This is a genomic window from Arcicella gelida (assembly GCF_034931025.1).
In the GTDB taxonomy this organism is placed as follows: Bacteria; Bacteroidota; Bacteroidia; order Cytophagales; family Spirosomataceae; genus Arcicella; species Arcicella gelida.
The window spans coordinates 143,322-158,761 of sequence record NZ_JAYGIL010000008.1 but is presented as its reverse complement, the minus strand read 5'-3'; the positions used below and the strand labels follow the sequence as shown (position 1 = coordinate 158,761).

16 protein-coding genes are annotated in these 15,440 nt (G+C 34.8%); 14 read left to right on the top strand and 2 right to left on the bottom strand.

The window, feature by feature from the left end; all coding sequences use genetic code 11:
* Nucleotides 1-58 precede the first annotated feature (58 nt).
* Nucleotides 59-2,275: a T9SS type A sorting domain-containing protein gene (locus VB776_RS08635; protein ID WP_323328057.1), complete on the top strand. Its 2,217-nt coding sequence runs from the start codon at nucleotides 59-61 to the stop codon at nucleotides 2,273-2,275.
* Complete coding sequence (locus VB776_RS08630) at nucleotides 2,272-2,676, top strand: hypothetical protein (protein ID WP_323328055.1); 405 nt, start codon at nucleotides 2,272-2,274, stop codon at nucleotides 2,674-2,676. The genes VB776_RS08635 and VB776_RS08630 overlap by 4 nt, the downstream gene beginning before the upstream one ends.
* Nucleotides 2,677-2,904: 228 nt before the next feature.
* Here VB776_RS08630 and tnpA read toward each other — a convergent pair whose 3' ends face one another.
* On the bottom strand, nucleotides 2,905-3,288 hold the full coding sequence (gene tnpA, locus VB776_RS08625) for an IS200/IS605 family transposase (protein ID WP_323328054.1): 384 nt from the start codon (nucleotides 3,286-3,288) through the stop codon (nucleotides 2,905-2,907).
* Nucleotides 3,289-3,366: 78 nt separating this feature from the next.
* Between tnpA and VB776_RS08620 the strand changes: the two genes are divergently transcribed.
* Together VB776_RS08620 and VB776_RS08615 are read left to right on the top strand one after the other, a co-directional pair.
* Nucleotides 3,367-3,594, top strand: coding sequence for a hypothetical protein (locus VB776_RS08620; RefSeq protein ID WP_323328052.1), 228 nt, complete (start codon nucleotides 3,367-3,369; stop codon nucleotides 3,592-3,594).
* Between the two features lie 56 nt (nucleotides 3,595-3,650).
* Entirely contained in the window at nucleotides 3,651-3,977 is a 327-nt protein-coding gene (locus tag VB776_RS08615; protein WP_323328050.1) for a DUF4134 family protein, read from the top strand.
* 47 nt (nucleotides 3,978-4,024) lie between these two features.
* Here the strand turns inward: VB776_RS08615 and VB776_RS08610 are convergent, their stop codons facing one another.
* Nucleotides 4,025-4,186, bottom strand: a complete 162-nt coding sequence (locus VB776_RS08610) for a hypothetical protein (RefSeq protein WP_323328048.1) — start codon at nucleotides 4,184-4,186, stop codon at nucleotides 4,025-4,027.
* A gap of 207 nt (nucleotides 4,187-4,393) precedes the next feature.
* Here VB776_RS08610 and VB776_RS08605 point away from each other — a divergent pair, with 207 nt between their 5' ends.
* The 10 genes from VB776_RS08605 (at nucleotide 4,394) to VB776_RS08560 (ending at nucleotide 15,389) form a co-directional block, all read left to right on the top strand.
* The gene (locus VB776_RS08605; RefSeq protein ID WP_323328046.1) at nucleotides 4,394-7,012 is read left to right on the top strand and encodes a TraG family conjugative transposon ATPase; all 2,619 of its coding nucleotides are present in this window, start codon (nucleotides 4,394-4,396) and stop codon (nucleotides 7,010-7,012) included.
* On the top strand, nucleotides 7,005-7,661 hold the full coding sequence (locus tag VB776_RS08600; RefSeq protein ID WP_323328044.1) for a hypothetical protein: 657 nt from the start codon (nucleotides 7,005-7,007) through the stop codon (nucleotides 7,659-7,661). Before VB776_RS08605 ends, VB776_RS08600 begins: the two co-directional genes overlap by 8 nt.
* A gap of 117 nt (nucleotides 7,662-7,778) precedes the next feature.
* On the top strand, nucleotides 7,779-8,906 hold the full coding sequence (gene traM / locus VB776_RS08595) for a conjugative transposon protein TraM (RefSeq protein ID WP_323328042.1): 1,128 nt from the start codon (nucleotides 7,779-7,781) through the stop codon (nucleotides 8,904-8,906).
* Nucleotides 8,907-8,909: 3 nt separating this feature from the next.
* A complete protein-coding gene (gene traN, locus VB776_RS08590; RefSeq protein ID WP_323328040.1) occupies nucleotides 8,910-9,869 on the top strand; it encodes a conjugative transposon protein TraN in 960 nt (319 codons plus the stop codon).
* Nucleotides 9,866-10,429, top strand: coding sequence for a hypothetical protein (locus tag VB776_RS08585; protein WP_323328038.1), 564 nt, complete (start codon nucleotides 9,866-9,868; stop codon nucleotides 10,427-10,429). Before traN ends, VB776_RS08585 begins: the two co-directional genes overlap by 4 nt.
* Nucleotides 10,430-10,498: 69 nt before the next feature.
* Nucleotides 10,499-11,047, top strand: a complete 549-nt coding sequence (locus VB776_RS08580) for a hypothetical protein (protein ID WP_323328036.1) — start codon at nucleotides 10,499-10,501, stop codon at nucleotides 11,045-11,047.
* A 4-nt stretch (nucleotides 11,048-11,051) separates the two neighbouring features.
* Nucleotides 11,052-12,239: a hypothetical protein gene (locus VB776_RS08575; protein ID WP_323328034.1), complete on the top strand. Its 1,188-nt coding sequence runs from the start codon at nucleotides 11,052-11,054 to the stop codon at nucleotides 12,237-12,239.
* 35 nt (nucleotides 12,240-12,274) lie between these two features.
* On the top strand, nucleotides 12,275-12,898 hold the full coding sequence (locus VB776_RS08570; protein ID WP_323328032.1) for a hypothetical protein: 624 nt from the start codon (nucleotides 12,275-12,277) through the stop codon (nucleotides 12,896-12,898).
* 4 nt (nucleotides 12,899-12,902) lie between these two features.
* Nucleotides 12,903-14,204 (top strand): hypothetical protein, encoded by a 1,302-nt coding sequence (locus VB776_RS08565; RefSeq protein WP_323328030.1) that lies wholly within the window; start codon nucleotides 12,903-12,905, stop codon nucleotides 14,202-14,204.
* A 24-nt stretch (nucleotides 14,205-14,228) separates the two neighbouring features.
* A complete protein-coding gene (locus VB776_RS08560) occupies nucleotides 14,229-15,389 on the top strand; it encodes a DUF3945 domain-containing protein (protein ID WP_323328028.1) in 1,161 nt (386 codons plus the stop codon).
* The last annotated feature ends 51 nt before the right edge of the window (nucleotides 15,390-15,440 follow it).

Genomic DNA, 15,440 nt, shown 5'->3' with positions numbered 1-15,440 from the left:
CAAAGGCATTCCAGTTACAAATAGCTATAACACCCTAAATATTTGTGCTATAGCTCTAATGACAGAAGCTTTATATAGTAAAAATGTTGTGTTTAATTTTGACCCAGCTTATTTCATTACTAACAAAGAAAAGCCATCTTTAATTGAAGTTGACTTTGGGGATAATAAGGGTCTAAGGAAAGTAAAATTAGGAGAAAACATTCCTATTGAATATCAAGGGGTAGGCACAAGAGTAATTACGATGAGACTACTTTTGGGTAAAAAAGAAGTCTTCCTATACACCCCAATTCATATAATGACTGACAAAATAGAGAAACCATACAAAACATTTACAGTGAACCTAACTCATAAAAGTGGTAGACAAATCGGGCAGCCAATGGGTGCAACCGTTGCTGTTTATATTGGTAATGGTTGTACTCCTAAATTTGATAAGCCTGTGATTATAGTTGAGGGCTTTGACCCATCAAACTCTATATCCTTTGGCGAATTAGAAGGTAGATATGGTTCTGGTTCATTTTATTTCAACAAACTTTGGGTTCAGGGCTTTGATAGAGTTTATGTTAATTTTAATGATGGTGGAGATTATATTGAGAATAACGCCGATGTAGTAGCAGAGGTTATTAAGCAGGTAAAAGCTGAAAGAATTGGTAATGCTCCTACTATTGTAATTGGCGAAAGCATGGGGGGTGTTTGTGCTAGAATGGCATTAAAAAAACTAGAAAATCAAGGATTTCAGCATACTGTAAGTCATTATATCTCATTTGATTCTCCTCACAAAGGAGCAAATGTTCCTCCAGGCGTACAAGCCTTGGTAAGACAGGTCGATGACGTAGGTATCATTAATCTTTTTAATATTTCAAGTTCTGCCCGCCAGCCAGCTTTAAACTGGCTTGACTGCCCAGCAGCGAAACAAATGTTATTAAGATCTACTAATCAATCAAATGGAACGAATGCCCCTACAGGAAAATCCACAGATTACACATCTTTTTATAATCAACTAGCATCATTAGGGTACCCTAGCCAGTGTAAAAATTGGGCTGTCTCATGTGGCAGCAATACAGGTTTAAGTCAAACGGGTATTTATGATGATATTGAGTATGTACACGCTGATGCATCAGTGGCATTAGTAAGTGGCTTTTTAAGAGCCAGAAGTAATAATATTGGCAGCGGTACTAACACTATTGCATCTACTACTATCCTCTCAGGAGCAATACCAACTACGCTTAAAACTACAGATTTCACTAATGATGGCATTAATTATGATTGGCTTTCTGGAGGTAATTATGATGTGAGTACTAAGACTAGTATAGATGTCAATACAATTACAAGAACTATTTCAGACATATTCCGCATATTTCCAGTGTCGTATCTAAACTTTAGTGCTAATACAAAGATTGGCTTTGTTCCTACATTTTCTTCTATTGATTATACAGGAAGTTTAGCATCACAGAGTAGTTTAAACTTAAACCTCAATACTATATCTAAAGGCAATGGTACACCCTTTGATATGATTTTTGCAGGAAGTAATAATGAAGAACATATATATAAATTTGCTGTTGGACTAAGTTCTTTGATAGACTACTTACCAAATGATTATGCACAATACTTTAGTTGCCCTACAGATCCTGTCCCTAGTATAGCTACACCCAATATCAATATGTCTCCTTTCCAATTTCCTGGTTGTGCAGACCGTAGCTATACTTTTACAGCTCAAAACATACCAACAAGTAATATTGGACGTTATCAATATTGCTGGACATTATCTTTAAATGGGAATATTATTAATACAGGTTGTGGTATAAACTATACTTATCTTAATTGGTATTTTTCGCAATCGGGTACTTATAATCTTACTTTGGAAGTAAAAAATATATTAGATTATCCTTATCCAACAGCTAGTAAGACTATGATGATTCCTATTGCACCAGCAGGAAGTTGTATTAATGGTTATGGCTATAGAATAGGTGTACAGGATACTTTAAATATAGATGCTGATTTTTATTCAGAGAGTAACGATAAATTATTGATATTCCCGAATCCAGTTCTTAGAAATTCTCAGGTACAGATTAATTTGGAAAAGGAAGCGCAAATGGTGTCATTTCATATAACCGACATACTTGGTAACACTATTCAGAATGTAATTAACTTTCAGCAAATGACCATTGGAAAACATCAATTTCCAATTGAGCTTTCTTCTCATAGCAATGGCGTATATTTGGGTGTATTAACTATTGATGGTAAGACAATCAGCAAAAAAATAATCTTAAACAAATGAAAAAGCTATCAATTATACTCATCATATTGTTGATGATTTATGGTGCTTCGTGTAGTACTAATGGTTATTATCCCAGAACACGAAAGTTTTTTATTAAAGGAAAAACAGTTGATTCCCTAGGAAATTCAATAGCAAATGTCCCATTGTTTTTTGAAAAAATTAGGAGTAAAACAATTACAGGAATTGAAATATTGGATTCTTTGAGTTTTAAAACTGATGCGAATGGTGATTTTTTATTTTCAAGAGAGTATGAACATAAAATGTTTCAAGATAATAATTGTAATGCTTATTATATCAGTCCTAAAGTATATAATCCAAAAATTGCAAGTTCTTATAGTTTTACAGGGGAATGCAAAGGTGATTCCATTATTTTCCGACAATTAATCTTTTTACCCAAGTAAAGGACTAATTACTCTTTAGAAACCCATTCACACAGATGTTCTATTTAGCAAACATCTGTATGAATGGTTAAATTTTCCATAGTCCTTAAGAAAGTGTACAAAATGAAGGATTTAATTTTACAATAAAACGAAAATCTGGCACTTCAAAGCCAAGCAAAATATAAAGGTGTCTCAACTACAACCATTTATTTAACCCTTTGCATATTATTTCAAAAATAGAAATCTGCTTTAATCTTTTAATCCTTTTTGATTGAATACGAAAGCTTCCATTAATTCATCATTCCTTACGCCGATCGTTTGAATAAAATGTTGTCTCGTCCAAAGGCTTGGGGTTTTTGATTTAAGCTGCGGATAGTTCTTTTTTAATTCTCCAGCCAAGTATGCCTTTAAATTGGTAATGATTACGTGAGGAGACTCCATCGCTATCTCTGTACTTATTTCAAGGATTACTGTATGTTTATTTCTAATGTCTAATGATAATAATGCAATGGAGTTTTCATAACAATAACGATATGTAAGATTCAAAAAATCTGCATGGAGTTCTTCAGTCAAAAGTGTTTTTTTATACTTAGTGCAAAAGATAATACAATAATGTAAAATATTTTCTTTCATTTTTATTAGTTTAGTATATACTTATCTATTTTTTTATTATATTTGATATATAAATAGTCAATCCAAAATTATACAATTATGAATCATTCTTCAATTTTAATATTTAACTGGAACATATATGGAATCGGAGTAGGAACGCTAACCCTCTGTACTTGGGCTGTTTTCTTCTTCTATGACTACTTTATCAGTGGTCAGCATAGCAAAGAATCTATGTTTGATAATCCTGCTTCTTTAGGAAAAACGGTCGATACTCGTACTCAAATCCAAGCCAAGGAAGTAACATTCGATGCAATGATTAATCAGTAATTATTTTTTAAATCCGTATTGATGAACATTTTACTCAAACCTAAATCTATACTATCATGCAAACACTCAAGCAAAAAGTCAAGTATTTATTACTGACGACCCTTTTCTCTCTGTATGGACACTACATCCAAGCACAATCAAACTGGGGAACAAAAGTCGCTTCTGCCTCTGAATCTGGCGCAACTGAAATTAGTAATATCATTGATGGTGTAACTACACTACTCATGGCTATTTCAGGCGTAGTTTTCCTCATAGGTATTACTTCAGCTGGTTTTAAGTATAAACAAGGCGATCAGCAAGCCTTTAAAAACCTTCAGGGCGTTATGATGGGTTCGTTAGTATTACTCATTGGTGTTGGGCTATCGAAAATTCTATTTTTCTAGCCAATGATTACCCAATATTATACGCACAAAGGGGTGAATCAACCACCTTATTTTAAGGGTTTTCCCATGTCTCTCATCATCGTATGGGCTGTTACTTTACTCGTAACGATGTTAGTATGTTTAATCATTGCTATCAAGATTGGGCATTTATTGATTGGTTCAATATTTTCAATCATCACGGTTGCTTGTGTAGGCTTTTTCACTTTCATCTTTCTAAGAAGAATCGGACCTTTCGGTTATGAAAAGATGTTGTTAAAGCATTTTTTTCGGGTTCATAAAATAACAGGAGGAAGGCCTGCTATTATTAGGATAAAATTATTTTGAGAAATTCTGTGCTAGGATATACCCTAGTATTGACGTAAAAATACATTGTTTTCTAAGCTTGTTTTACCGCTAAACCTAATTTTATCAATCCTATGATTATTAATAACAAAGATAGCTTTCCCATCATTGGTGCGACTAATTTTGGGGCTTTACTCAGCCGAAATGGAGATATTACTTTGTGCTATGAAGGTGTATTTGCAAATTTAAATACCTTATCTGCTGATAGTTATCAACAGGTTAATCTCAATTTTAAAAATGCCTTTTCGAGCCTTCCTGCTCATACACTTTTGCATGCTCAGACCTTTTTTTGTTTTAACGATTACACTGAGGGTGATATTAACTTACAAGCTTCCTCCGAAACCTATCTTGGGGGAGCAAACGAACGTTTACTTTTTGAAAAAAGATTTAAACAAACCAAAAGCTATTTATTCTTTACATTGGTTAATACTCCTCCAACCAAAAAAACACTTTCTACCAATGGGATTTTTAGTTCGCTTATTAAAATAGAGAAGAAAAACGTCCAAAAAGAGACGATAGAAAAATTAATCAGTAGTATTGAGATATTCCTGAGAACGCTAGGACAAGACTTAGACTTTTCTTTTCAATTGGTCAATGAAAGAGATTTGTTAGGCACTAAAAGCCATCTTAATCTTTGCGAAAAATACATGATGCTCACACAGGATGCCCAAGATGCGATGAAGGATATTATTTATCTTCCTGATAAAAACTGCTTGAAAGTGGGTGATAAATACTGTGGAATCTATCAAATCGATTCCATTCTTTCCATCAACGATACCATTTCAAGTTTTACCGCTGATAAAAATCTTTCCACGGAAATTAGCTTTTTCCCTGCTGCCTTGTGTAAATCGTTTACTCATAAGATAGACGGAGAATGTATTTACAATGTAGTGATATATAAAGAAAGTCTTGAAAATGTAAAATCTTCACTACAAAGTCTTATCAAGCAAAAAAGTGGAATTCTTTCTTTTTCTGAAGAGAATGTACACTCTTTGGAGGACACCAAGCTCTTTCTTCAAAACTTGATTGATGGCTCTGGACGATTGTCTCCGATTCGATTTTATGCTAATCTAGTTTTTTGGAAAAAAGATCATTATGATGAATTTAAAGTACTAAAATCTCAAATTAATGATGGCTTTAAAAAAGTGGATTTAATTCCTTTTGAATGCAACGAGGAATTACCTATTGTCTTCATGAACACCATGCCAGGCAATGCTGGCAACATAGGGGGCGACCAAATGATATTAACGTATAATGAGGTGGGTTCGTCCTTTTTAAACTTTGAAGAAACTTTTGCCTTTGATGGTAAATCAGCATTAGGTTTACCGCTTGTCAATCGCAATGGTTCAAGAGTAATCGTTGATGTATTTGCTGAAAGTGGGAATTCAAGACAACGAAAAGCCATTACTGGATACAATTTCTTCTGCTTGGGACCAACGGGTTCAGGAAAATCTGTGAGCATGAATTATTTAGTCCGCTGGGCTGTAGAAAGTGGAGCATTCGTCATGCTTGTTGACGTAGGACATAGCTATGAAAATCTTTGTAAAAACTACCTCAAAGGTTCATACTTTTCTTTTGGTGATGAAGTACCGATTCAAATAAACCCTTTTGTCATTGATACTGAAATACCTTCTGAAAGACGTTTGGATATGATTCTTAAAATGCTGCTCAAAGCTTGGAAAGGAGAAGACACTCCTAGCAAACTAGATGAAAACATTGTCTTACAATCTATAAGCTACTATTACAATTATGTGGCTACGAAGAAAAAAGAGGAAAATGAAACCATCCCACTCTGCTTTAATAGCTATTATGAGTACATGGCAAGTATTTTTAGAAATAAGGATTTACCACACTTAAATACTTCTAAGCTTTTTGACATCAACCATTTTTTAGATGTATTAAAAATTTTCCATGTGGGTGGTATTTATGAAGAAGTATTAAATGCTTCTTATCAAATTGACCTCAAAAATGAGCGTTTTATCGTCTTTGAACTAGATAATATCAAAGGGAATAAAGTACTTTTTCCGCTTATCGTTATTTACATAATGGGTACTTATGAAGAGATTCTCAAAGAAAAACTCAACCAAAGAAAATATCTGATTATCGAAGAAGCTTGGAAGGCTATCATGTCAGATATGTTTGCAGAGTACATCAAAGAGGTTTATAAAACTGCCAGAAAGTTTAAAGGTACAATTGGTTTGGTAACACAGGAATTAGATGACATCATCTCCTCTCCTATCATCAAAGAAACTGTCGTTACGCAGTCTGATATTAAGTTTATTCTCTCTATGGCTAAGTACATGAAAAAGATTGATAAAATCGCTCAAGTGCTTTCTTTGGAGGATAAGCATGTTTCTATGTTGTTAAGTCTTAATCGTGATTTAAAAGCAGATGACAGGTTCAGAGAATTATTGATTCTTTGGACAAATGAAGTATATGGCGTCTATGGTATTTTATTGTCTCATAAAGAGTACTGGTCATATACTACCGAAGCCCCTGAGAAAAATTTAGTCAAATTTCTGTATCTGAGAGAGTTCAATCGAAATTTTGAATTGACGATTAATTACCTCGCTGAATTGATGATGAATCTCAATGGCTCAGCCCAGGCAGTTATCAAATTTTGTGATGAAAAATTCAATTATAACTCAAAAATAAGTCATAACCCTCGCATGATTTCTTATGAATATGAGTAAAGAAAAAAGCTTTGAAATCAAATATCTCAGAGATATTGACAGCATTAACCATACAGGTAAATACTTTGTTTTTGGCGTACTGAGTTTTGCCCTTGTTCTAATTGTTACTTCAATGGTTTTATACAAAGATGCCGTTATTGCTCAAAAGCCAAAACCCTACATCATGGATAAAAATGGTGAGATTCGTAAAATATATGATGTTTATAATGATGGCTTTGAATTAGTAGCCAAAAAAGCAATGGTGACGAAAGCCCATGAGCTTTTCTTTCGCTTAGAACCTGATGAACAGCAAATCAAAAGTAACATTCAAAAGAGCTTTTACTATGCGGATTTTATTCCATTGTATGAGTTTTATAACAGTCAAAACTATTATAATAACATCGTTCAAAGAAATGCTATACAGTACATCAAAGTGGATAGTGTTGTCTTTAGTGGCTCTATGGGGCGGTTTTATGGGAGGGTTTTACTCAGAGGACAAGGTGGCGTTACGAAAGAAAGCTTTTTAATTACTGAATTTTTGATGGAAGAAAGAGATAGAACCGATAATAATCTCTATGGCTTCTTTCTTAATAAAATGAAAGTCATCGACAATAAGGAAATTAATAGCCGAGGGACAAAAGAGGTGGTCATCAATCCAAGCAATCCATAGATTTTTAAGGTTTTTGCCATCTCTAATTTTGTTACAGTTGACGCTTTACCTCTAAACAACATGGAAAAGTATTTTAACTTAAGTTTTCTTAAATATCCTATTTCACTGATAATCAATATGATTCTCGTAGGATTTTACTTATACATTTTTCCACCAAAAGATGGAACTACCAATACGCAAGAAAATGAATTTTCAGCCATCAATTTTGACATCCCAGCGGCCGATAAAAAGATTGAAGAAAAGACCCCTTTTAATCAAAAAAAGGAAATGGATAATGAGCGTTTTTTTGCTACTGAACCCGTACAAAATTCGCCCAATTCATTGGAGAATCATCCTGAGCATTTTGGAAAGACAAAAGGTGACTCTTCTAAAGTACCAGTGAAAAAGCAGCAGGTTTATACAAGTATCAACAAATCTTTTAATCAGGAGAAAAACCTTCAAGCCATTCAACGTTTGGAGGATAGAATCAAAGTACTAGAAACGGTCAAGAAACCTACAGAAGATAAAAACAATGTAACTATTCCTCTTAGCGCTAATAAAGACTCAGAAAAGCCTAAAACAGATAGATTTATCTTTAGCGATGTTGATTTAAAACCTCAAAACGGTCAATCCGCTGAATGGGAAAATCCTTTTTTGTCACCTATCAATAATCGTTTTTACTCCAATCATCAAATGAAAGAAGATATGCCTACCATTGGTCTTGAGCCCAGTAACAGATTAGGAAGTTTAGAAAAGAGTAAACAAAGTATTTTAATCAAAGGGAAATTATTAGAATCTAAAACAGTGCGCAATAATACAACTGTCAAAATTATGCTGACTGAAAGTAAATCCTTAGGTAATCTTCATTATGAAGCGGGTGATATTATTGGGGCTAAAAGCCATATTCAGGGAGATAGACTATTACTTTCTGTAGAAGGTTATATCAAGAATGATGTTTATCAAGCCCTCAATGCTCAGGTGATGGATCTGGATGGACTGATGGGTTTGAAAGTAAGCATCGATGCTGAAAACGAAATGAAAAAGAATGCTTGGGGACAAAATGTAGGGAGTACGCTAGGAGCGATGAATCCGCTATTGGTTTATAATCCCCAAGGAAGTCTTGCGCAAACCGTGGGCAATCAGGTGGTTGGCTCTTTGGTCAACCAATCACTAAATGGTGCTAATCAATATGTCAATGCCAAAATTAGAGATATAAAAGTAAGCATTAAAACAGGACAACAACTCTTCCTCTTAATCAAAAACTAATCTATGAAAAATCTAAAATACCTACTCTCCTATTGTTTGATGCTGTTTTCGTTCTCAACGAATGCACAGACATTGAACTTGATTAAAAATGATGCTGACGCTCTCATTTCTTCAACCAATCAGAAGAAAGTCTTGGCCTTCAAAGAGCATCACATCAGAGGAAGTTATCCTGTGAGTATCGCTTTTTACAAGACTACTCATATTGTGTTTGAAAGCCCTATCAAGTATTTTGATGCAGGTTCTAACCGAATTATTTGTGATAGAGTGGAAGGTGTCGATAATGTATTAAAGCTTAAAGCGGCTCAAATAGGCATTTTTGAAACCAATGTTACCGTCATTACCCATGATGGAAAGTACTATAGTTTTTTGGTTTCTTATAACGAATCTCCTAACAAACTCAATATTACGATGGCCGCTGGCTTAAATGATGATTTTGAACAGCAAGTTAGCGATAGACCAGAGAAAATTGTTTTCAGTGATACTTATTATACAGAAACGGAGATGATTCATTTCTCTAAAAAGATGATTGAGCTATCAAATACAAGCAAGCATAAAATTCAGCACATCGCTGATAAAATCGGAAAAGTACAGTTCAAACTCATACAATTAGCCACTAAGGAAGGGAAGATTATTTTATGTATTAGCATGAAAAATAGCTCGCCCTTAGATTATGGTTTGGAGTATATGAAATTCTATGTACGTGATAAAACAAAGCGTAAAAAGGAAGTTTCACAAGAAATTGAGCTTAAACCCAATTTTGTTTATGTCGAGCAAGAGGGTATTCCAGACGGCCGTAAACTAGGCGATGCTGATGCTTCTTTCAATTTTGTTTTTATGATGCCTAAGTTTTCAATTGGTAAAGACAAACACTTTGAAATTGACATCGTAGAGAGAGACGGTAGCCGAAATATGAACCTCAAAGTTGATTATGAAACCTTTTATTATCAGATGAATAAATTATGAAAACCTACTTTTTGATAGCCATTTTAATAACAGTATATTTAGCTGACACTCAGGCACAAATCAGGAATAAAAGCACAAAATACCTCGAAGTTTCAAGCGGAATACCACTACTTTTCGAGGATAACAATTTCCCAAAAAACTGGCAACAAGGTGATAGATTGTATGCACTGTCTTTGTGTTTTGGTACTTCAAAAGCAAATTATCATCGAGTTGCTTTTGCTTATAGACAAGATAACGCTACCGTTTTTCTTAAAAACTATCAACTAAAATACAGCTATGAAGCAACTTTACTGAAAGGAAAATACCACCTTTCATATCTCGGCTTTTTATATGGAATAGGTGCTGGATTTCAATTACTTAGTAATAGAGTAGATAATGGAAATAGTCAAAGTAAGGCTTATCCATTCTTGACGATTGGCTTTAATATTGAGAAATTTTTCTCTCCCAAAATAGCTGTTTTTGCTAGTGTTTATGCTGATGGAACAACTGCTGCGATTGCTCGGCAAATCAAAGCAAATGCACAAGTGGGTCTAAAATTTAAACTATTTGATGCCCTGTAGTCCAAATAAATCTGATTGTAATTTAGTCCATTAGGTAAACTTGTTATATTAATAAGGGGGAATTCAACTATGCTAGAATTTTATATAGACCTTATCACCACCTTATGCTTTTTAGCATTTATTACTTTTTTGGAGAGAAGGGGAATTGTAACAAATGAAATGAAGTACTCATCGCAACTTGTGCTGAAGTTTAATTTATTGATTTACAGGAATAATAGACTATATGTACTCCCATATTTCTATGCCATTACGCTTTTGAATGACCTTGAAACTGTTTACGTGATGAAGCCACATTTCGGTCAAATCCTTTACTTTACAATCGCTTTTATTCTTCAGGGAATGTTATGGCTAAGAATGCAAAAAGGAACCGTTACTACTTTTTACAAGGAACTAAAATTTATCTTGCGAAAGCTTCATCTTAAATATTTCAACATTCCCACAAAGAATGCCACTGATGAGCAAAAAGAAAAGCTTTTACAAGAGAAAGCATCCACGCATTTTACGTTTCAGGAAATCCGTTTCCTGTTGAATTCATGTGCTTTACCTGTACTTTTTATCATTAGCAATGCCTATTTTTTGGCAAAACTGTTTTCCTATTTTCTAAATCATAAATATTAAAAAGATGAAAAAATTACGCTACCTCCTTTTGGCTATTTTACCTAGCTTTTCCAGCCATGCCGCTGTAATCGACCCATCGAATCTTGCACAAAACATTGCTCAAGTCATTCAATCAAAACTGATGAGTAAAATTGAGGGAGACCATAAAGAAATTGCGAATTCTCAATTAAAAACTGAAAACCAAACAACGGCGGATGTCATTGGCATGAATTCAACTGAGAAAACGAGGCTAAACCTTGAGATTGCGGAGTTTAACTACAACAACAATCCTTCTGACTTAATTAAAAACTATTATGAAAAAGACATGAATATCAGGGGTAGAAATCAAGCTGTGTTAACGCATTTACAACAAGTAAAAAGTTATTTTCAGCAGATAGTCGTACCCTTTATTAATCCGCTTCAAAAGCAATTATACATCACAAGATTTAATGGACTCTATCAAGGAATTATCAGCATAGATACTCGTTATCAGCCTTTTACCAATACACAAGGCAATACTGCACCAATCTCTTTTGATACAAATCCTGCATCCTACACTAATCAAGGAGAAACAGACACGGGACTTGGCACGCAGGTCAATACCAAGAACATAGAAAATAGTTTTAATGCCGCTACCCAGTCAGTCACCAATCAACTAACAACACTTAGTACTTTAAAGAGTGAATTTGAAAACTCTGATGGCTCAGAGGAAATTAAATTAGCCGTTTTAGAACAGCACCTTATTCAGTTTGGCAATACTCAAGCGTTGAATAATTTCTACCAAACCCTTCAATCTGGTGGCAATCTTGGTAATGTCTTTAATAACCTCGAATCAAGTCTTTCCAATACCATTGATGAACTAGCCTCTAATTTTCAGGATCAAATGGTTTCTACGCTATCCGATGCTTTGGGCGTAAACATAGGAGGAATATTTGGTGGCTCTGCCAACGAAAAAGGGAAAGGTAAAGCCATTGAAATTAACGCTAAACTAGGACGATTATCTGATAGTGATAGAATCCAATTAATCAATAAACAGGTTGATTTATACACAAAAATGGATTCAGAAATTAGTAAGCTCCATGCTGAACTCATTATGATTAAACAGCAACATGAAATTGCTCAATTGAGTAAAGATCGCAAGTTTAATGTTTCAGATTTCTACAAAAAGTCTGGTGCGATGGATGCTGGCAAAATGATGAATTTTGATAAATAAACTTTTAAAATCTATTTCTCTTAAATCTCATGCTTATGAAAACCGTTAACTTAAAGCGAATCTCGCTCTTACTCATATCAATCTTTATTGCTGCTTGTTCTTCAACATCTGAAGTAAATGATACGAAGATAGAAACTGCCTCAGATGCCATTAAAGCCTATTCGGCTAAGAATTTCCGGCTCATTGCTATTGAAGCCAATTTCCGTTATGGAAATAAGGTTTATCGCTGGTACAAAGGGGAAACAGCCAATTGGCAGGGCAATCGATATGAAAAATATATTACTTTGGACTTAAAGAACATTTTTGATTCAACGGCTACTTTTCAAATCATTGACCATGGAACTAAAGTATCTGAAATCCAATGGACTGATGAAATAAAAATCAAAGATGATAATAGTGCTTTTGAAATCCTTAAAATAAGAGGTACAAACGGTGTAAATCAAAAAGATACGGCTATATCAATCTTAAAAGCACTTTATTTGAATAGAAAGATTCAGCAAATAGACCATCAAAATTCCACTGTTTATTTCTTTCCCTTACTCTTCCCACATAAACATACTATCAGTTTTCATGGAGACACATTGAATGTATATTATGACAACAAAAAGTCTGATTTAGGGGCTGAATTTTTAACCTGTAGCTTCCTACTTAGCCAATAAACCTATGGATATTTCAGCCCTTATCTCAGAAATTAATGTAATTACTTCCGATATAAAATCGGCGTTTTCTCCCTTTATTACAGTGGGCAGAAGCATCGCTGGAATCGGTTCCCTCTTTTGGGTTTTTATTAAAATGTGGAGAATTATGGCTAGTGGAGAAGTGGATGGATTAGCAACGCACTTAGAAGCTTTAGTTCGTCCTTTTATGCTGGCCATGCTATTGATTTTCTATAATACGACCCTCAGCCTTTGTGATTTTCTACTTTCTCCCGTCGGTGCATCGACACAAGGCTGGGCAATTTCCTACATGGAGCAAAATCAAGTATTAGAGGAGCAGTATAAAATTGATTTAGAAAAGACCATCAAAGACAATCAAACAGTAGAAGCAGATAATATAAATAATACATCCAGCAATGGTACAAACAGTCCTGTGGAACAGGATGAGGGCTTTTTGGATGACATTAAGAATGCCGTTAGTGATGGTTTGGGGACTGTCAAGCAAACGGTTTCCAATATTTATTACAATGTCAAACTATTTACATCTGTTTCATGGTGGATAGGAATGATTGTAGGCATTATCAATGCCTTAATTAATGTGGCTTTGCAAATTAGTTATCTAGCCGTGCTAACCATGCAGAACATCAATCTTGCTATTTTAATGGCTTTTGGGCCTATCGCCATTGGCCTGTCTATTTTTCATGCTTTTTCTGATAATTGGAAGAATTTTTATGCCAACTATGTCGGTAAATTACTTTGGTTTCCTGTGGCAAATATGTGTTTAGCCATCGCCTACAGGCTCAAAAACATTTCGGATCAAAATGCTTATGAGGTACTCCTTAAGTTTGCAGAAAACACCCATATCCTTGGAGGAACCATCATTGGTGGGTCTTTAGCGACAGCAAATAGTACGCTGGAGGCTTACAATACCATTCAATACATTGATTGGACACCTGTATTCCTGTCCATCGGTGTTACCATCATTGGCTGTTTTGCTGTACTCAAAACACCTTCCCTAGTAACCCTTATTGTAAGTGGTGCCTCAGGTGGAATGACCAACTCTCCCATCTCAGGCTCAACGTTTGTGGCAGCCACAAGTTTTCTTGCCCTTAAAACTGCACAGACCATTAGCAAACCTATCGCTGAAGCTGCTCAGACCATTAAGGCAGCGGCTCCTCAAATGGCTAGGGCTAGTGGCGATGGTGGCGGGAATAGCGGGGGGAATAGTAATACTAGTAAAATTTATGGACTTCCTCAATCGGGAGCCAATACACAAAGTAATTCCTCTAAGCCTGCCAATCAGGTATAAATTAACCTTTTAAACATTCATCACATGGCACAATTTAATGAAAAAGAACATCTGCAAAACATTGCAGCCCTTTCGGAAGAGTTAGCGAAAATCTTGAAGAATGCAGTCATCGTCGTTCAAAATGATTATAAGGAAATTGGTGATTTAAGTAAAATGGCGAAAAACCTCATTGATGGAAAAAGGACTCCTTTGCTTGAAATGAATCCTGAAGGTGAAAGTCGCCAAGGAAAATATGTATTAACCTATCCTGAGCAAAAACCGACCTTACATTTTATCGAGAAACAACAAACGTTACAAATTCCTTCCGCCTTAAAGCAATTTTTAAGCCAGGATGATATGGATAAATTACAAAAATTCGGTAATGCCAATAGAGTAATTTATGTAGATGAAAAAGGCGTTGCAACGCCTAAATATGTTTCCTTAGATAAAGAGACAAATACCTTAGCAACCATGAGTGCTTCGAAACTATCTGTTGCGGATACTATTCTGGGTGTAACCTTAACTGAACAACAAAAGGAAAATCTCAAACAAGGAAATCCTATACTTTTAAAAGGACTTGCCGCCAAAGATGGTGGAGAAAATTGGGATGCCGTTGTCAGTGTAGATGCACTTAACAGAGGTTTGAGCTTTAAAAAAGTTGATTTATCCATTCCTAAAGAAATATTGGGCGTAAAACTAGACAAGGAACAACAACAGCAAATTAAAAATGGAGAAACTGTTTTGCTCTACGATTTACGCTCGGCTAAAACAGGAAATCTCTTTAGTGCTGCTGTTTCTTTAAAAGAAGGACATTTGGAATTAAAACCTATTCAAGATGTTCCTAAAAAGTTATTAGGTTTAGAACTCTCTGAGGAGCAAAGAAATCAATTACGTGTAGGGGAGTCCGTTTCCCTCACAGGACTTACCAGCAATAAGACAGGTAAGTTGTTTGATACTAACATTACTTTAGATGCTGACAAAGGAATTGTTTTCAATTTTAAGAAAGGAGAAGCTCAAGCTATTGTACCAACTACTGAGACAAAAACTAATGAAAAAGCCTTAAAAATTCCAATCTTGGAGGATACTGCCTATACAGGTCTCTTAAAAAAAACACCTTCTTTAGCCCTTGATAAAAATGAGATGGTGAAAGACGTGCTTGAAGCACCTAAAAATGACATCAGTATTCCAAAAACCTTGAAGAAATAAGTTGCACCCGATACTCTTTATCGGAGTATCGGATGTATTCTATAACCCTAT